Raw genomic sequence first — 18799 nt, 5'->3', positions numbered from 1 at the left:
GATCAGAACAATGGCCAGATCGAGCTCATGCTTTGCCTTGCTTCAGGAGTTCACAAATTTCGGTGAAAGATCGCGGCAGTGTATGAGCAATCCTTTTGGCCTTTGGGTACATCACGAAGATCATGAAGACGGGACCCGAAAATGATCAACAGCGATCCAAATTATAAAGAGAAAGCTTTACGTAGTTTTTATCTCCAATCAGCCATGAAATCTCTGCAAGCAGAGCTAATAGTTCAAGGACCGGGAGCGGTATCAATTAAATTTCCATACCAGTCAAAATATACACAACAAAATGGATATCTTCATGCAGGAATTTTATCTACAATTTTAGACAGCGCTTGCGGTTATGCTGCTTATACATTGATGCCACCAGATGCAGATGTATTGACAGTCGAATTCAAAGTTAATCTTCTAAGACCTGCCAAAGGAGAGGCCTTCCAGGCAAAAGGAAGTGTTTTAAAAGCAGGTAGAACACTTTCTGTGGTTGAGGGTATCATTCATAGCTCTGAGTACAGCGAGGAGAAACCGGTAGCCAGCATGACTGCAACCATCATGACGATAGATACGCCTCATAATAAATTCGATCGTTGATTTTTCTGCGCAACAAAGGAATAAAAGGAGAGCCTGGAATATTTAATATGATCGTAAGGAGAGTAAAAGTGGGGTTAGTTGGAGTTCGGATAGAAAGCAATTTTACCAAAACGTGAAACTCTCCCAAAAAACAGAAATAAAAATACGTACAAAATGCTAAAAATATTTTTGAAGTGCATGAAGGCTCGTTGAGGTTTTATAAACCGTTTCAACGCGCACTTCGACCTAAAAAACTGTTCAAAAGCCCCTGAAGCGCTTTCACAAGATCAACAGTAAGTGCAGCTCCGGGCATCCTTTCCCTAGTTGTCTGCCTAAACGGTGACAGATGTAATCCTATAACCATACGAAAGCTAATATCTTAGATTCCCTCGGGCATAAATATAAGATCGGTCACTCCATAATTGACTTTCTCTTCAGAAAGGGCTGCCGTCAACTGTCCCCGATGGTGAGTTTGATGATTGAAAAAATGAAAAATAGCTTTGAAAAAGTCTACATCTCGATCAGACTTGCTACCCAAGCTTTTATAACGCAGCCGCAGAGGTAACGATATAGAAGACAAGGTATGCGCCCAAGAAATGATCTGCAAATCGGTTTCTGATCGAAAATTTTTCATTTCTTCAAAATCAGAAAACAATTCCTGAGTTATACTCTGAAACTCTACTGATTCACCCTTAAAGCGTGCCAACCAGATAAGATCACAGACCAACAGGTGATTTAGGGTCCTATAAATGGAACCAAAAAACAAATCCCGGTCCCTTTTAATGGCGTTATCATCAAGCTTAGTCACAGATGAGTAAATATTTTCATTCATCCATTTATTGTAGTTCGCCATAGTGATGGCATAACTTGATATATCTAGCTGCATCATTCCTCTCCTCTACATTCTTTATAAACCAATTTCTGATACGCATCTACGGTCCACTTAAAAAACGGGCCAGGGCAATTTTTCATTTTCCTACCGTCAATTGACTTAACCGGAACTAGTTGCGCTCCGCTTCCGCAGATAAAGCACTCATCAGCATTATAAAGGTCGTAGCTGTTGAGCGATGCCTCTCGACAGACAATGGAGTGGTCAGCGGCTAACTCCAGAATAGCTCTACGGGTAATACCCTCCAATGCGCCGTCTAGGAGTGGAGGAGTTAGAAGCACATTGTTGGAAAACACAAAAATATTGGCAGCACTGCATTCAGCTACATGACCAAACTGGTTTAATAAGATCGACTCGTCAACGCCGGCAGAGTTGGCCTCGATCCGAGCGAGAATGGAGTGAAGGTAATTTAGCGATTTAACGCGAGTGTCAAGCCCTGTTCCAACAGCACGACGAATGCTACTCGTAATTAGACGAATACCTTTTTTTCTCGCGCCTTCATTAATTAACGACAATAATGCGGGGATGATAAAAACATTTGGATTTCCACAATTTCGTGGATTTAGTCCCAAGTCTCCGTTACCCCGGGTAACCAGAATGCGAATGTAACCTTCTCCCAAGCGGCTTTCATTGATGCACGCCAGAACTGCCTCTTCTAGAATTCTATCAGAATAAGGTATAGCTATATCCAGTGAGCGTAAGGAACGCCGCAACCGTGCCAGGTGTTGCTTTAGTCGAAATGGCTTCTTATGATGAAAACGAAGCCCCTCAAAACAGCCGTCTCCATACAACAAGCCGTGATCATAAACCGATATCACAGCCTGGTTTGGCTCCAATATATTTCCATTAATCCAGCAAGGAAAAGCATCACAGTTCATAACGAATCAACCTGAAAAAATATACTATACACCATAGGAATACCGCCAAAAGAAGTTCAGAAAACCCATGAGATGTTTGCGTTCTGGACTGGGAAAATTCCTTAAAACAAACATACTATCGGAAGCTAAGGTTTTTCACCTCAACGTAAGGGATTCTCGCTAAACCAATTTTTTCATTCTTTAAAAATGGACTTCTTGGCTTCATTTTTGAAAAAGTCCCTCTCTACACCTATATCTATCTCAAGTGACTCCAAGTATTCACCTCCCCCCTGGTTTTGCAGTTCGCTTCGTATCCAACTCCTGAATCGATAGCGGTCAATCCATACTTTCAGTTTTTTACCTATTAACTTAAACATGATGCATCTCCAATCGCATCAACTATTATAATTATGTGTACTAAGGTAGATAGGTACAGCTGCTTAAAGAAGGGGCAAAACAGGTGGGATTTTTTCGGCTTCTGTATCTATAAGCATTGATGGCTCTGTACTGTTCTATAACTTGCCGCAATAGGTTAAAATATATTTATTACTGTAAGGACAAGTGATTAAGCGAAAGGAGATTGGTATCTGCGACGTTGTTGGTAATCGTAAACTGGCTATTTCCTAGGTTGTATTCGCAATACTTTTCCGTTAAAACCCTCGAGGAGCAAATAGCAGATTTTATTGACGGAATTCTAGAGAGGCCGATCCTTGTCTTATCAAGCATCTGGGTGCAACCGCCATAATCAGGTTTCGAAAATGATGGAAAGCTAAACTGAACCCCATCGAATCGAATTCTGAAGATTAATTTTCTTTAGGAATACTGAAAAAAGAGAATGCTGTCTTACTTCGTTGGGGTGCCCAAGGAGTCGGCATTGGTGCTCATGAGAGCACTATTCTTAGAAAATCCGAATCTTTCATATAGTCCTTGGGCATCCCTCGTCTGCAATACCATTTGAGTACCTTTTACGACTGGATGGCTAGTAAGGCATTCCATCATCCAATTTCCCAAGCCTTTTCCCCTATAATCTGAGGCAATCACGACGTCAGAAACCCAAGTAAACGTGACGCTGTCCGTCACCGCACGCCCAAATCCAATTTGCTTATTTTCATGAAAAAGCCCGAGGCATAGGGAGTTACAAACTATGCGTTCTACAACGCTCCATGGGCGACGATTGCTCCAGTATGCCTCTGATAACAAACGATAAATAACATCTAACTGTAGCTGGGATTTGTCGTCAGTAACTAGGTACTTATTTTTTTGCCACTCCATCTACCATACTCCTTTTAGGTGATAGCTGGTATCAATATCCAAGCTGGTCTCGATGTATAATGAGGGTTGCCACTCAGAAGAGGTAAAACGGTTTATGCTTGGCTGGCCCTCAGTTTTTAGATTTATATTACCCACCCATGCTTATAAGGCAACCTCCGCAGCCCTATGCATACCCTTGTGAAAGTAAAAGGGGCTTCAATTCATTGTTATCGTTCGGCCAAAGAAATCATACAGCGCACACAGTCTTTTGAAGGGCCAACTATAAGGTGGACGAACTTTCGTATAGAAAGCTGGACAAAGAATGCGTTCAGGAACACAAGCGATCGGTGAAATCCGTTGGTGAGTCATCCACAGACCAGGGAGCTGAATTGCCACCGGAATTATGATTGTTACGAACGTTCGCTTTTGTTTACTCAGGTACGTGAGTAGTGGTCGCAAAGCGGACATTCAGGGCGGTCAGCGCCAGCCAGCATGCGCGGCTGCAAAATGGAGGCGAAGTGACTTAATTTGTGGAATTGCCACCACAGTCACTTGTTATGCAACCCCACACCAACTTATTCTCCAGAATACTGAGCAAAAACTTCTTCCCCTGTCAGATCCCTCGTTTTCTCTGAAAACGAGTAAAAAGACGGCTTCTGATCGACAAATATCTGCTCAGAGAATCTCCACTCACTGTCGCCGTCAAAGAGCCCAACAGGAATTGCGTAGTGCCCGTCTTCCTTCAAGCGGTAAAACAGATGAGTGCCACATTTTTCGCAAAAGCCGCGCTCAGCCCAATCTGACGAATCGAAGATCGAAATGTGTTCTTTGCCTTCAAAATCGACGTTACTTCCACACTCGACGGCAAGAAGTGGACTGCCGCCCCATTTTCTGCACATCGAGCAGTGACAAGCACCAATGTTATTGCTCTTTGGTTTAGCAGTGATATGGACTGCACCGCAGAGACAAGCACCACGTTGTTCTGATACCGATGCCATAATTTCCTCCTACAGTTACATAACGAGGCTGTAGAAAAACCCGATTCCGAGTCGTCCCCAGCGCCTGGTTCTTAAATTTTTTGGAGCGACCATCAGCTAGCCGATTATCGCCATTCCGATGTTCAGCCATCAGTTTTCGCCCTTTGACGCTGTCAGTGCCGGTATAGCTGGAATTCAGCGCCACATTTCCGGCCTTCTGGTCCCGGTATCACGCGGCTAACCGCCCGTAATTCGCCAGCTTTTCAATATTGTGCACCAGGCAGTATAGCTGCCACTGGCCCTGCACCTTCTTCTTGCCTCGCAAGCTGAAGCGGTTTAGCCGCTTGGTCGTGCCGATGTTGCCGAACACCGGTTCAACCACCGACATACGGTGACTGTATATCTCTTTGCCCTGGCGGCTATCGACGCGTTGCTTCATCCAATCGGTGTAAGTGGGCCCGCGCTTTAACTCCAGAGTGTAGGAGACCTGGCGTCCTTTGCCTTTTCGATGATTCGCAGAGTCCGGGTTCTGCATGCATTGGTGTTTCTTGGAGCACTGCCTGCATTGGAGCAATCGGCCTTGGAAATGAGCCCGAGACATACCATTCTGGTCCGTTCTCGTGCCCTCATAATGCAAGAGTTTCCCGGCTGGACAGATGCAGGTCATGGTTACCGGATCAAACTGGAATTCACTGGCGGGGATGGTTTTCTTCCAGCCTGTATCCGGCAGATTCTGATGACGTTTCCCGTATTTGTCTTTCTGGTTCTGGAACTTCGGATCCCGGCTGCGGAATCGGTTGTCCGGCACGTAGCCGTTGATCTGACGTTCGTGCAGGTATTTCATATTGGCTTCATTGGCGAAGCCGGTGTCGGCGGTGACGACCGTGCCTTGTTGGTAGATGCTTTCGGCAATACCCAGTTTCTTGAAGCGGGCTTCGACTGTCTCAAGTACCAGTTGCAGGGTGTGGTGCTCCTGGCCTTCGCCAAAGGCCTGGGCATCGATGATCACCTGGTGTTTCTTGTCCACCGTCGCCACGCCGTTGTAGCCCTGAATCGTGCCCTTGCTGGTGGTCGTCTTGGCGCTTTCGTTGTCAGTCAGGTTGCTCTTCACTTCCTTGCTCCGCTTCCCCCGGCCCATCCTTGGGCGGTTCGTCTTTAGGAAGCGATCGACTTTCTTTGCCGCTTCATCCAGAGACAGGATGGTTTTCGCTCGTCGGATGTCCCGGTCCAGTTCAGCTTCGGTCTCTGCCTCGTCCCGCTCGTAATGGGCTTTGAGGTGATGGCGAACCAGCCGTCGCAACTTGGCACGCTTCTCTTCCAGCTCTTTGAAGGTGCCAGACCATTCCTTGGCCGCGTTCGAGGGCATCTTGCAGCCGTCGATGGCGAAGAGTTCGTTACCCAGCAGGCCCTGGTCGTGGCACACCAGCAGCACCTGCTCGAACAACTCTTCGATTTCATCCGAGTGACTGCTGACGAACTTGGCCAGGGTGGTGAAATGCGGAACCGTATCGCAGGACAGGGCCTTGAAGATGATGTTGGTCTCGCAGCACCACTGCATCTCACGACTGGAGGTGATGCCTTTGGAGTAGGCAAACAGGATGATCTTCAGAAGGATGGCCGGATCGTAGGCCAGCCGGCCAGTGTCTTCGTTGCGGTATTTCGGATGGAAGACTGACAGATCCAGCTTATGTTCGATCAGGTAGTGCACCGCATGTTCAAAGGTGCCGGGTTGAAGCTGTTCCTGGTAGTTGATCACGACCATGGCATCCTGGTCGTAGTTGTAATGCTTGAAGCGGGGCATGCCAACGACTCCTTGTCCGTTTGCCTGATCCTACCAAACCGGAGCGGGAATTTCGGGGTTTTTCTACAGCCTCAACGCCCGCGTAATAGGCTGGACTTACCCCGATACACATGACACACCCCAGCCTCAAACGGAGGCCATTTTCCAACTCTTGGCAGATATAATGCGATATCGGGACCACTACACCGCTCTATGACAGTTGGTATTTTCTCAGAGGAACTGCTTTTAGAGGATGGTTACACCGGATTTCAACATACAATCCACTTCACTGTGGGACGAACCTTAGCCACAGAAGAACCTAGATGAAAACTCACTCATCTTTAGTGGAGACTTTCAGCACTTTCAGCAAAGCGTCCGCCATCTTCTCGTTCCCGGCGTCCCCTGGATGCAGGTTGTCGCCCGAGTCAAACTCATCAGCTAGTACCCCAGGATCCCCTGGATCATGAAGTATCCTGGCGAAGTCAACAACCTCATCGAACGCCCCACTACTTCTGATCCACTGGTTAATTGCCCGGCGCAGATGGTCTTTTTCAGGCGAGTAATAACTCTCAAACTCCGTGCCCTTGAGTGCCCCCTGAAAAGGCAAAAGCGTGCCACCAATCATGCGAATTCCTCGCCGATGCCCCATTGCAATTAGCTTTCGATACCCGTCAATCAGTTCTGATTTTTTAGGTAGGCTGGACCTTGGAGCAAATGGGGTTTTTGGCCAACTGATGTCATTTATGCCGATGAGAACAATTGCCGTATGGACACCGGGCATGTTCAAAACGTCATCCTCGAATCGGACTAAGGCGCTATCCCCCATCCCTGGCTTTAGCAGACGGTTACCGGAAATACCGGCGTTAAAAACAGCCACTCGGTTGCTGACAAGTTCCTGTGCTAGAAAATCAGGCCAGCGGGAATCAGAGTTCAGGCTTGCCCCGTTTCCATCGGTGATTGAATTACCAATGATACCAATAGCTCCTCGGTGGTTTGACTTGGCCCAGACCTCCGAGAGAAGAACACGCGCGGTATTGGTACTATCTGATGACACAGTGCTGGCTTCAGTCGTATCGCCAGAGCTATAGAATGCTGTCTGACGACCATCCCAGTGAAACGTTGATAAATCAGTGTTCTCCTCTAGGTAAATGGACACAAGCACCTGGCCTCGATCGGGAGCAGAGAACTCGACTGGGTCACTGACGACCTTTGTACCTGGGGCTATTGCGACACCATTTTTGCCGTCGAACTCAACCGACACGAAAGAATTCGTTTGGCGGGCGACATCGGAGCGATACTCGCGAACAGTTACGGACTCTAGGTTGACGGTTTCTTCACCATACTTATTTGAGAAAGCCAAACGTAAACTTTCGCCTCCCAAGCTAAGTCGCAAAACTTGATGTATTGTGGTGTCTCGTACTTGAGAAGGAATTCTGGTCGGCAGCACCCAGCCTTCCTCCCACTTTTTCTGAGGACTCGCCGTCCAACTAATAACCGAGTTTTCTTCGAATGAATTCCCTGGCGACTCCTTAGCGTTTGCAGTAAATGCGCCAAACAGACCTACCAGGATCAAAAGCAAGTTCGCTACCAGTGACCTGTATCTGAACTCTCGTCTCATGAGGGGTTCTCCAGCGTTTATTCGTCCTGAAAGCTTGCCGGAGCGAGCTCCAGCCAAAAAATCAGGCCACGACCATATAAGGGTTTTAGCCGTGGTTTATTTTGAAGTGCTGGCTCCTGCAGCAATTGGCGGGTAATCGGCGTATCCATAACGGCCACCACCGTATAACGCGGCGGGATCATACTCAGCCAACTCCAACCCTTTGCTCAATCTGAGAGGTAAGTCGGGGTTTGCAATGAATGGACGACCGAATGCAACAAGATCCGCCAAACCGAACTCTAGAATGGAGTTTGCTCGACACAAATCGTAGCGTCCCGCAACAATTACGCACCCTGAAAATGTCTCTCTTAGAGTTCTCCGAAACCTTCCAGGAATAGTTGGCTCGTCCCCCCAATCTGCCTCCACTAAGTGAATATAAGCGACGCCGATCGAATCTAAAGCTCTAATTGCCAAGATCGTGGTATCTACAGCATTCGGATCATCCATTCCCCGTTCTGTAATCAACGGAGACAGGCGAACTCCTGTTCTTTCAGCCCCAATTTCAGTCGATACCGCATCAGCAACTTCCTTAAGGAACCGAACTCGGTTCTCGGCACTACCTCCGTATTGATCACTACGCCTGTTAGCGGATTCTCTTAAGAATTGATCAATCAAATACCCATTAGCTCCGTGTATTTCGACACCGTCAAAGCCCGCTTCCATTGCTCTGGAGGCCGCCCGGCGGTATTCCTCAACAATCTGTGGAATTTCGTCAGTTTCAAGAGCTCTGGGAATCGGGCATTCAGCCAAACCGCCCTCACCGGTTGTCTCATCGCCTACGTATACCGTCGCATTCGGGGCGATAGCTGAGGGTGCTACCGGACAGCCGTCTGCATGAAAGCTAGAGTGGCTCATTCGACCAACGTGCCATAGCTGTAGAAAAATGCGCCCTCCAGCATTGTGCACGGATTTCGTAACTTTCGACCAACCAGCGACCTGTTCATCAGAATAGATTCCCGGCGTGAACGAGTACCCCTTACCTTGAGGGGAGATGTATGTTGCTTCGGATATTATCAATCCTGCACTGGCGCGCTGCCCGTAGTATTCCGCCATTAACTCGTTGGGTACATCTCCTGGCTGAGTAGACCTAGCTCGAGTCATCGGTGCCATTACAATTCGATTCTTCAAGCTGATCGAGCCAAGCTGATACTCGTCAAAAAGAACATTGCTCACAGTTCTGCTCCTTAACTAGAAATTTCGAGGCAAATAGTCGCGTAAGCGAGCACATGATTTTGAGATTCGAGTCAGTAGCTAACAATGGGCTTGATGTTAAAGCTTCTTTTAGCAATGCTAAAAGACATGGACCTTCTTTCAGATATGCGATTATTTGCGCGGATCGTCTCGGCCGGAAGCTTGTCTGCTGCTGGACGAGAGCTAGGGCTTTCTCCTGGAGCGGTTAGTCAGCGACTGAAAAACCTAGAGTCACACTACCGGACAACCCTAATTAATCGCTCAAGTCGAACGCTTTCTCTGACCGATGAAGGCAGATTTTTCTTGAATAGCGCAGAGCGGATTCTGGAAGAAGCAACAGGACTTGAATCCGCTCTTTCACTCCGAACTACGGAGCTTCAAGGTCGTCTGAGAGTCGCAGCGCCAGTTGACCTCGGAAAGCGATTTGTCGAACCAGTCCTGATCAAGTTCAAAGTTGATAACCCCGGACTCTGCCCTGAGTTACACTTGAGCGACTCTCTGGACGATCTTGTCGGTGACGATTTTGATGTCATCTTTCGCTACGGAAACCTTCAGGACAGCGCCTTAATTGCAAGGCCATTAGCACCCAACCGACGTTTAGTGGTCGGCTCTCCAGATTACATATCAGAACACGGCTGTCCGCTAATCCCCGGTGACCTCGTTCGACACAAGTGCTTGGTGTTAACACGAGGTCTGGAAAAGCTCGACCGCTGGACTTTCGGTATCGGGGGGGAACCGACTACGGTTCAAATCATTGCATCTATGGCTACCAATGACGGCCAGATCCTTAGGCATTGGGCCCTGGAAGGCTTAGGTTTGGCATTGAAATCTTCCCTAGATGTCAGCGAAGACATACGTTCCGGCCGGTTAATCGAAGTCCTTCAAGATTTCAGCTTATCGCCGGTTGGAGCCCACATAATGTACTCAAAATCACGCCGGGAAACTCCTCGCATCAAAGCCTTCGTCGACCGAGCACTCACAACTTTTGAGGCCACCTTCAAGGCTGCCAGCTCTGATCAAACGGGATAAATTTTTTTCGAATTCCGGATAAGAATTCGTGAATTAACCTCACGAGAAAACTTCTTTAGTCTAAGATCCTAGTCTTCGGGAAACTACAGCTCATCGCCAAACCAACCGATGAGAAAGGCTTGAGCAACTGATTAGGTACCTGTCGCGGCTAAGTGATCACCCCAAATATTGCTCAAATCGGATGCTAGGAACCTGTCTGAATGAGGAGTGGAGACTTATCACGCCCCATCAACATCGAAGGTTTTCCAAAAGACCATTATTTTAACGACCTAATTAATGCCAGAACGAATTCACATCGTGCGCGGCGCTGATCACCCCTAACTCTTTCAAGGTTAATACGGTCATGCCCCTCTCTGTAACGTCGAGGTATACTGCTCTCCTTGAATGCTCTGGCTTCTTCATTTCTCGGGTTTTCTTCCCCATCACACTGAGTGAAAAGGCTGTCTCTATTAGGTCGAAGTTGCTCATAGTTTCCCATTCTTCCTCCCGCTACTTTTAGGTGTCTCGCCCTTTTGAGTTCGGTCCGCGACCGACACCTATCAAGAATATTACTTTGCCAAACTGCAAAAAATTCCCTAAATTCGACAATTAACTTTGCATTTTCGAACATCAATCGGGCGCTTAAAAAGATGTCGAATACTCGCAGCGGTCTAGCGTGGGATGACTTTCAGATAGTTCTGGCTATCGCTAACAACGGCTCCCTTTCGGGCGCATCGCGGGCTTTGGGAGTTAGTCACGCCACCATATTCCGACGACTAAACGAGATTGAGAGACGCATAGGCGTTGCACTGTTTGAAAGGTCGCGTTCCGGCTACTCACCAACACTCGCAGGAGGGGAGCTGGCCAGTAAGGCTCGGGTGATGGAGCAGGCTGCATTAGACGCAGAACGAAGAGTCGCTGGCCGAGATCTCGAGCCCGAGGGAGAAGTCTGGATCACGACAACTGACTCCCTCTTGATGGGATTGCTTTCACCCCTATTCACGCAGTTTAGAGCCAAGTATCCCGGCATTGTCTTGGACGTCGCAATTTCTAATCAGTTGTTCGATCTGACGCGACGAGATGCCGATGTTGCTATACGGCCATCAAATCAACCTCCGGAGAACTTAGTTGGCCGTCCACTAACCAACATTGGCCAAGCCATTTTCGGACACAGAAGCTTAAATGTAAGAGCAGGAGCATCGATTAAAACCTTAGCTAAGCAACCATGGATTTTACCGGGTCCAAGATTGCAGGACAGAGCGCTGAAACGATGGCTGGACGATAATGAAATTGGAATAAGCTGTGTGCAACGTGTCGACACTCTGGTCGGTAAACTCAGTGCAGTTCAGTCGCAAATGGGCGTAGCCGTTCTACCTTGTTATCTGGCTGAAAAAGATCCGAGCCTTGTCCAACTGACCGATCCAATTCGAGAACTTGAATACGGCTTATGGTTTTTAATGCATCCTGACCTTCGAGGCGTTGTAAGAATAAATGCTCTTTTGGAATTTCTCACTGAAGCCATTCGTGCGCAGAAAGAACGCCTGAATGGCCAGACTTTGTCTCAGTAGCTACTAATCTTTTTTCTTGATAATTCGCCACCTGAGCCGGCTTTAGAAACAAAAAAAAGGAGGCCCTGGGCCTCCTATCCAAAGGTGGATGCAGTTCGGAGGTCCTAGTGACTCAAACTAGGACCATTTCAGACTGACAAACTCCGCAACCGACATCCATCAAATTATAAAAAAGACCCAGTTAAGAATTTTCTAACTCCTTTTTAAGGCAATAAAACAGTGGTTATCTGTCCAAGCGGCCGCAAACCAGCCTGCTGAAACGTAGCGCTCAGACCAAGACCTAACCCGTTCGATATCGTCATAAGCTGCGTGAAATTATTCTTAATTCAAACCTTTTAGAATTTCCTTACCCTTAAACACTCAATTCAAAACTTTAAAACTCGAGGGGAAAGTTGAGAAAACTTATCTCCGCCTGGCTTATTTTCCTGTTGGTGTTCACTAAAATGATTGGCTCGGCATACGGATCTTCAAGCGATTGCGGGACCGCACCTCAAATCATCATTGTTCCGGGTTACAAGGCATCACCAGAGGATCATTGGTTTCCATGGCTCGCTATGGAGCTTTCAGCACGGAACATTTGTTCACGAGTGCTGAACATGCCATCGCCTGGCCAACCAAAACTCTCGGACTGGATAGATACCCTGGAGAAAGCCGCAGCTAGACCAAACTCGGATCTCTTTATTGTTGCCCATAGTTTAGGGGCGCACGCTGTCCTGCATTGGCTATCCGACCTACCCAAAGATTCAAAGCTTGGTGGGGTTGTGCTTGTGTCCCCCTTTCTGAACGAATTGCCGGCATTGCCCGAATTAGACCCAGTAATTCGAAGACCACAGAAACTTCGATTGGTGGAGTTGCCTACAGACAGACTGTCTGTAATAGCCGCTAGCGATGACTATCTTGTGCCGTCGGCCATGTCCGAGGACGTGGCTCATTTACTGAAAGCGGAGTTCATCCGAATGAACCAAGGAGGCCACTTCCTCGGCTCAGACGGTTTTTCCAGGTTCCCAACGGCGTTGGACGCGCTACTGAGGCTTGTTTCAAAAAAGGATTACTCGAACAGAGACGAGCCCAGAACTAGCGACACTCAGGCTTGAATGGCTCCTTATTTAATTGCCATGGGACGCCAGCAGCTTTTTACAAATAGCGATTATTTGAATCAAATTAAAGGGGCAATCTAACGATGAGTGAGACCAAGGAGGAAAGACACGCTGTTATACGTAAATATTTCCAGTTCATAGACGACAAAGATCCAAGAATTATGGATCTCTATACCGATGATGTTGAGCTATTTTTTCCAAAGTTTGGCTACGGGAAAGGCAAAAAGGAAATGGAGCTTTTCAGCCAACGAATGTCGAAAATGCTGAATAGTCTGACTCACGACATCGAAAACCTGATCTTCATTGATTCCGGCCAAACCGTGGTCGTTGAAGGACGCGAATGGGGCCTTATGTCGGACGACTCGCCTTTCCCCGACGGGGTCGTCTCTCAAGGAAGGTTCTGCAATGTCTTTCGGTTTCGGGGATCTCTTATTTGCAGCGTCCACATCTACACAGATCCCGACTTTCCAAGCCGGGATCTGGAAAGAATCATGGCATTGCGATATGGCAGTTAGAACACTTGCTTTAGTTTGGCTTGCCACCCTCGGCGTTCGAGGTGATATTGACACCAACGATCATAAAGGAAGCCTCATTCTCCGCCACAGGACAATGCCAGGCACCTTGGGGAACCACAAACATCTCGTGACGACCAAGCGTTACACTTCGGTCCTCAAGCTGGATGATGAGCTCCCCCTCAAGCACCCAAAACAGTTCATCTTGGTCAGTGTGCCGGTGCCATTTTGTTTCGCCCTGACCTTTGGCAAGTTTAAACAAATTGCCATTGGCTTCCGCAATGGTTTGCTGCGACCAGTGCTCCGAAATCTTAGCCAGGCGATCGTAAATTTTTACCTTATCCACTTAGTCATCCCTCCCCAAAAATCGAATAAAACCCAGAATAAGTGGCGAGGTCAGTCCCTCGCAACCCTCGCCCATCAACAATTATTTGATAAAACGCCCAGGTTTTCTTGATTAGGAAATCGTTCTTCTATTAGACACCAGAGGTTGAAGCCATGATAACCAAGCTGGACAAAAAGACTGCAATCGAATTTCTAAAACACCATCAAATGATTACTAGCGATTTAATGGAGTCCGAAGGCAAAGCAGATTTCTTGGGATGTTTTGAAAACGAAGTACTGATAGCCACCGTCGGCGTTGAGTTCTTAGGAAGGTATACTTTGTTGAGATCACTGTGCGTTACTTTCGCGCGTCGAAAAGAGGGAACGGGAGCGAAGTTAGTCGAAGCAATGGAAGCTTATTGCTCCCGGATGGAGTACGGCGTCATCTACCTTCTGACAGACTCCGCTGAGCGCTTTTTCCATGGCCTCGGATACAGCACCGTTGAGAGATCCGAGACTCCAGCAACGATATTGAACACGCCGCAAGCTTGCCAGCTTTGTCCGGCTGACGCTGTGATTATGCGAAAGGAATTAACTCACTATGAATCATGATTGGTAGCTAGCCGATAGCGCCTGCTTGTAAACACCGCTACGGCGAAGGATAGCGTTAGCATGCCACTTCCCAGCACGAGCGCCAGCAAGACTATGTCGTAGCCCTGATGGAGCTCCCAAAGGGCGGCCGCTGCCAAAGGGGCCAACGCCTTTGCCATCATCGACGGCATTACGAGGCTGCCGGTGATACGACCATAGGATCGATCCGTTAATAGGGCCGGCACAGCCATTCCTCGAATTATGGTCATAATTCCGTTCGCAGCTCCGTAAAGCACAGCAAAAAAAGCTAAGACAACGAGGACTGGTGGTGCCAAAGAGAGCCCCACGAACACAAGAAGGGTTACGCTAGCGGTGCCGACACCAAGGCTCGCAAGAGACGGCTCTTGGCGTGCAAGGTGCAGAGCCCATCTTCCGGCAACTTGCGCTGGGCCGATCAAAGCCAGCACAATTATTACGCAATCCTTCTCAAGTCCCTGTTCTTTTAAGAGCGGATATGCATGATATGCGAATGTAGAAAATACCGCCGCGTGGGTAACATACATTGCTGCCAAAGCCCAGTAAGTAGGTTGGCCGACGGCCCATTTCAAACCTAAGGTGGCGCCAGGTTCTGACTGATTCTCACGCGCAAGACTCCTCCGCCCATCTGCATAAGGCATAGTGGCATAGGCATTAAGCGGGAAACAGAGCAGTAAAGGGACCAATCCAAGTAATACGAGTGAAGTTCGCCAACCCCAAACGGACAACAGAAACTCAATGATTGGTATGAAAACCGTGCTCGCGAAGCCGCCCCATAGCGTCAAAAGCGTGATTTCTCGGCGCGACCTTTCTGTTCCATTGCGCCTGACGACTACCGCGAAAGCTGCTTCATACAAGGTGGCGGCACTGACAACACCAATGCCAACAAAGACTGCATAGAGCGCTGAAACTGTTTCTACCTGGGACCAGGCAATTAGTAAAAGCCCAGCGAAAATTGCACCAAGACTCAGAACCCACTGACCGTACCCGCGATCAATTGCAGTGCCAACAGGTATTGCGCTCAAACCCGCAACGACGAGGCTCAGAGTTGGCGCTATATAGAGGTCGGTCTTGCTCCAACCAAGATCCGCCCCCATAGCATCTGCAACCTGAGGGAAACTGTAGTACAGAACCCCCCAGGCGCAGATCTGACTAACACCGAGTGCGCTGGTAAACCCACGCATCACGCGTTCCCTGTCAGCCGCAACAACTTTTGGCTCGTTCTTGAGCGCCTGCCTCGGTTTCTTTTGTACTACAGCAACCGCCGACTGATTGCTCTGCGCTGCAAACCCCCGTTTCAGGCAACTGCAGATGAACTTCGCGGGCCAACCGCTGATCTCCTGCAAGTTCCGCAGATATCGACCGGACCTGCTCGTACCCCGTTACCATCAGAAAGGTAGGAGCTCGACCGTACGACTTCATCCCAACAATATAAAACCCAGGCTCTGGATGGCGCAGCTCATCTGCCCCGTGCGGAGGCACAGTGCCGCAACTATGCACATTGGGATCAATCAGAGGCGCCAGTTTTGGGGGAGCCTCCATCACAGGGTCAAGCTCCAAACGCAATTCCCGGAGCATCGAAGTTTCCGGCCTGAAGCCCGTGCAAACGACTAGCTCATCAACTTCGATCGAGTGTCTTTTGCCTGCAAAAAGACCATCTACCAACAGCCTCTCCGAAGTGGAGGAAACATCGGTAATCGCAAAGGGGGCGACATGAGCAAGATCGCCTTTTTCAATTGCTCGGGCGGCTTCGAGCCCAAGCTGGCCTCGTGCTGGCAACTGATCATTGCTGCCTCCTCCCACTATCTGATCTGTACCTCTGCGCTTGGTGGCCCAGAAAATAGTGGTCTCGGGCACCTCGGCCCGCAAGCTCAGCAAATCTAGAACAGCATTCATCGCGGAGTGCCCACCGCCTACGACCATTACACGACGCCCTGAATACCGCGCACGCCCTTTGCCAAGAACATCCGGGATACCGTAGTAAATATGATCAGCAGCATTAGCCTCCCCTGGCACAGGAATCCCGCCAACACCCACCGGAGAGGGCTGCCCCCAGGTTCCAGAAGCATCGATCACGGCCTCAGCTAATGTCTGACGCGCTCGTCCTTCAGCATCTTCCCAGTGCACAACAAACGGAGCTTGCTCGCGCTCTGCAGTTTGGAGCTTACCTAAGCCATCACGAGTTACTGCAGTTACCCGAGCGTTCAAGTGCAAGTTGCGGGCAATATCAGGCAACTCACCGAGCGGCTTGATGTACTGCTCCAGGATTTCCTTTCCTTTCGGGAGATATCCTAAATCGGGTTGAGACCAACCAGAACTTCTGAGCATCTTCGAGGCGCTTTGATCCAGAATATAGCGCCAAGGCGTGAACACTCGCACATGCCCCCATTCTCCAACTGCCGCGCCCGGACAATCGCCTTTTTCAAAAATAAACGGTTCAAGACCTCGTTCTATCAGATGAGCGGCAGCTGCAAGCCCAACAGGCCCCGCACCGATGATTGCAATCGGATGATTCTGACTCATGGTAACGACCTCCTTTTTCTGGTCTTTCTTTAGCCCCGATGCATCGATGGTCAAAGTATCGAGGCAAAAAATTTTCTGTTACTTCAAAGCCCGCGGCATCTCCTCTCCCTCAAGCACGTTTCGGCAATCAATGAGGCACTCTGTAATGCCCATCCAGGCCGAAACGGCAACCCTAAAAGCCTCCCGCCCCTTTTCCGTGAGACTGTAAACCCTTCGCTGCCGACCAGAAACGGTCTCGTCGCGCACGGTAACGTAGCCCCCCTGCTCATATTGACGAAGCACGGGATAGATTGTCCCCTCTGCAGGAGAGCAGCACCCGCTTGTAAGGGAAGCGACCTCCCGTGCTATTTCGTATCCGTGAAGCGGCCCTTTGTGAAGCACGCACAAGATGAAGAACTTGGATAGACTCATCTTGATCGTGCCATTCCAGTAGGACTGACTCAGGAAGTCCGGGATATCCGCTCTAGGTGTTTGCGATTTACTGTTTGTCATGAGTCGATGCTATGCATCGATGGTCAATGTGTCAAGCCTCACGCAGTCGCTACACAGGCAAATATACCGCCTCTATGCTCATCTAACTCCTGTGCGCCTGAGTGCTGCTGGAGAGAAATCGCGAAGCCGGTACGTTTTGCTGAAATCATACCCCTCAGCTTCTTCATTATTCAGCCCCAACACCAGATAACGACCAGCCTTCAAGTCGTAAATCACCTCACAGGCATAAAACATCATTGGGACGTCGTAGTACTGCATGGCGTGCGCTTCAGAGTAACGCCAAAGCTCACCGCGACGATCGTAGTGGTCCACCATGGCGATCTGCCAGGAGTCCTCGTCAATGTATAAGACTCTTCTCCCGTAGATATGGCGCTCGCCTTCCTTAAGAACTCCTTCTACTACCCATACCCGGTGTTTTTCGTACCGTAGCAAGTCACTGTTAAGATGACCCGGTCGAATAATTTCCTCGTAGGTGAGCGACTTGTTAGCCAGAGAATAAGCGTTGTAGGGGATGAAAGCTTCTTGCTTGCCGATCAATCGCCACTCGTATTTATCCAGCGAGCCGTTATACATGTCAAAGTTATCACTTGTCCTAAGCCCTTCCGATGCAGTCCCTGGCCCATCGTAAGCAACATTTGGCGCACGTCTGACCCGCCTCTGACCTTGGTTATAGATCCAGGCGCTACGCGGCTTTTCCAGTTGATCAAGCGACTCATGAATCAGCAGGATATTGCCGGCAAGTCTGGGAGGATCAGTAATTCGTTGTTTAAAGTAATAAATCATGTTTTCGGTATCTTCAGCCCGCGAACCTTCGAGCTCTGACGGAAATGCAAGATCTTCTTCAAACCCAACTGGCGTGTAATCCCCGTCGACCTGAGGCGCTATTTGCACGATAGAGCGTCGGAATGATCCTCCTAACCAACGAGTTTTGTGATTAATGATGGCTTGAACTGCTTTTTCTTCTGGCGTTCCGCTGAGCACTGGAAACGGGACCGAGAGCTCGTAGTTCTTTGCCCCATTTAATCCTGCCGTCAACGACGCATTTTGAGCGTTCCTTGATACAGCATCGTAAACTCGCTGAGAGTAACCGGCGGTCCGATGGGTAGGATACACAGGAATGCGGAAGGTGTTTGGATAGCGCTCGAGCATCTCTCTCTGCCCCGGTGTCAGAATATTCTCGAAATCACCGGCCGTTGACGCACTAATTACAAAAAGCGGCTGCTCATCTTTAAAAGGGTTTTCGTACTCTGAATTGCCTCTATCGAACGCGCCTCTTTTAAGCCCACCGGACCAAGCAGGGATTGAGCCATCCTCATTACCTCTCTTCTCCGCGCCCATCGGTGTCAGTCCATTCTCACTCATTTCGCCTTTTGCGGAAGCAGCAGACGCCACAGAGAAACAGATGGACAAAATCAATGCACCCAGAAGAATCTCACACTTTCTCATATAGCCCTCACGCAAATCTGAAACTTGTCA

General features: G+C 48.8%; 19 protein-coding genes. 6 read left to right on the top strand and 13 right to left on the bottom strand.

Annotated elements, in window-relative coordinates:
- The first annotated feature begins 141 nt into the window (after positions 1-141).
- Positions 142-591, top strand: coding sequence for a PaaI family thioesterase (locus ACO06L_RS16860; RefSeq protein WP_202348018.1), 450 nt, complete (start codon positions 142-144; stop codon positions 589-591).
- Between the two features lie 358 nt (positions 592-949).
- Here the strand turns inward: ACO06L_RS16860 and ACO06L_RS16855 are convergent, their stop codons facing one another.
- From ACO06L_RS16855 to ACO06L_RS16820, 8 genes are all read right to left on the bottom strand, one after another.
- Positions 950-1459, bottom strand: a complete 510-nt coding sequence (locus ACO06L_RS16855) for a DinB family protein (protein ID WP_202348019.1) — start codon at positions 1457-1459, stop codon at positions 950-952.
- Complete coding sequence (locus tag ACO06L_RS16850; protein ID WP_202348020.1) at positions 1456-2337, bottom strand: aminotransferase class IV; 882 nt, start codon at positions 2335-2337, stop codon at positions 1456-1458. Before ACO06L_RS16850 ends, ACO06L_RS16855 begins: the two co-directional genes overlap by 4 nt.
- 173 nt (positions 2338-2510) lie before the next feature.
- Entirely contained in the window at positions 2511-2693 is a 183-nt protein-coding gene (locus ACO06L_RS16845; protein WP_202348021.1) for a hypothetical protein, read from the bottom strand.
- 466 nt (positions 2694-3159) lie between these two features.
- Positions 3160-3588, bottom strand: coding sequence for a GNAT family N-acetyltransferase (locus tag ACO06L_RS16840; RefSeq protein ID WP_202348022.1), 429 nt, complete (start codon positions 3586-3588; stop codon positions 3160-3162).
- A 554-nt stretch (positions 3589-4142) separates the two neighbouring features.
- Positions 4143-4565, bottom strand: a complete 423-nt coding sequence (locus ACO06L_RS16835) for a GFA family protein (protein ID WP_202348023.1) — start codon at positions 4563-4565, stop codon at positions 4143-4145.
- Between the two features lie 208 nt (positions 4566-4773).
- A complete protein-coding gene (locus ACO06L_RS16830) occupies positions 4774-6345 on the bottom strand; it encodes a transposase (RefSeq protein ID WP_202348024.1) in 1572 nt (523 codons plus the stop codon).
- Between the two features lie 310 nt (positions 6346-6655).
- A complete protein-coding gene (locus tag ACO06L_RS16825) occupies positions 6656-7942 on the bottom strand; it encodes an SGNH/GDSL hydrolase family protein (protein WP_202348025.1) in 1287 nt (428 codons plus the stop codon).
- A 96-nt stretch (positions 7943-8038) separates the two neighbouring features.
- A complete protein-coding gene (locus ACO06L_RS16820) occupies positions 8039-9154 on the bottom strand; it encodes an alkene reductase (protein ID WP_202348026.1) in 1116 nt (371 codons plus the stop codon).
- A 93-nt stretch (positions 9155-9247) separates the two neighbouring features.
- Between ACO06L_RS16820 and ACO06L_RS16815 the strand changes: the two genes are divergently transcribed.
- The 4 genes from ACO06L_RS16815 to ACO06L_RS16800 all read left to right on the top strand — a co-directional run bounded on the left by ACO06L_RS16815 (position 9248) and on the right by ACO06L_RS16800 (position 13360).
- The gene (locus ACO06L_RS16815) at positions 9248-10201 is read left to right on the top strand and encodes a LysR family transcriptional regulator (RefSeq protein WP_202374535.1); all 954 of its coding nucleotides are present in this window, start codon (positions 9248-9250) and stop codon (positions 10199-10201) included.
- A gap of 629 nt (positions 10202-10830) precedes the next feature.
- Positions 10831-11748, top strand: a complete 918-nt coding sequence (locus ACO06L_RS16810) for a LysR family transcriptional regulator (protein WP_202348028.1) — start codon at positions 10831-10833, stop codon at positions 11746-11748.
- A 443-nt stretch (positions 11749-12191) separates the two neighbouring features.
- Complete coding sequence (locus tag ACO06L_RS16805) at positions 12192-12842, top strand: RBBP9/YdeN family alpha/beta hydrolase (protein ID WP_227716063.1); 651 nt, start codon at positions 12192-12194, stop codon at positions 12840-12842.
- Positions 12843-12928: 86 nt separating this feature from the next.
- Entirely contained in the window at positions 12929-13360 is a 432-nt protein-coding gene (locus ACO06L_RS16800) for a nuclear transport factor 2 family protein (RefSeq protein ID WP_202348030.1), read from the top strand.
- A gap of 10 nt (positions 13361-13370) precedes the next feature.
- On the opposite strand, the gene ACO06L_RS16795 is transcribed toward ACO06L_RS16800, so the two are convergent.
- On the bottom strand, positions 13371-13703 hold the full coding sequence (locus tag ACO06L_RS16795; RefSeq protein ID WP_202348031.1) for a cupin domain-containing protein: 333 nt from the start codon (positions 13701-13703) through the stop codon (positions 13371-13373).
- A 152-nt stretch (positions 13704-13855) separates the two neighbouring features.
- Between ACO06L_RS16795 and ACO06L_RS16790 the strand changes: the two genes are divergently transcribed.
- Positions 13856-14293 carry a GNAT family N-acetyltransferase gene (locus tag ACO06L_RS16790; RefSeq protein WP_202348032.1) on the top strand — a complete coding sequence of 146 codons (438 nt, stop codon included), beginning with the start codon at positions 13856-13858 and terminating at the stop codon, positions 14291-14293.
- On the opposite strand, the gene ACO06L_RS16785 is transcribed toward ACO06L_RS16790, so the two are convergent.
- The 4 genes from ACO06L_RS16785 to ACO06L_RS16770 form a co-directional block, all read right to left on the bottom strand.
- On the bottom strand, positions 14281-15492 hold the full coding sequence (locus tag ACO06L_RS16785; protein ID WP_202348033.1) for an MFS transporter: 1212 nt from the start codon (positions 15490-15492) through the stop codon (positions 14281-14283). The genes ACO06L_RS16790 and ACO06L_RS16785 overlap by 13 nt on opposite strands.
- Before the next feature lie 13 nt (positions 15493-15505).
- Positions 15506-16831, bottom strand: a complete 1326-nt coding sequence (locus ACO06L_RS16780) for an FAD-dependent oxidoreductase (protein ID WP_202348034.1) — start codon at positions 16829-16831, stop codon at positions 15506-15508.
- 78 nt (positions 16832-16909) lie between these two features.
- Entirely contained in the window at positions 16910-17242 is a 333-nt protein-coding gene (locus ACO06L_RS16775) for a PadR family transcriptional regulator (protein WP_227716065.1), read from the bottom strand.
- A gap of 159 nt (positions 17243-17401) precedes the next feature.
- Positions 17402-18769 carry a DUF1329 domain-containing protein gene (locus ACO06L_RS16770; protein ID WP_421846010.1) on the bottom strand — a complete coding sequence of 456 codons (1368 nt, stop codon included), beginning with the start codon at positions 18767-18769 and terminating at the stop codon, positions 17402-17404.
- Positions 18770-18799 lie beyond the last annotated feature (30 nt).

Origin of the sequence: Marinobacter sp. (genome assembly GCF_965229985.1) — a bacterium.
Lineage (GTDB): Bacteria > Pseudomonadota > Gammaproteobacteria > Pseudomonadales > Oleiphilaceae > Marinobacter.
The sequence above is the reverse complement of the archived record's forward strand: the minus strand, read 5'-3'. Positions and strand labels throughout refer to the sequence as shown.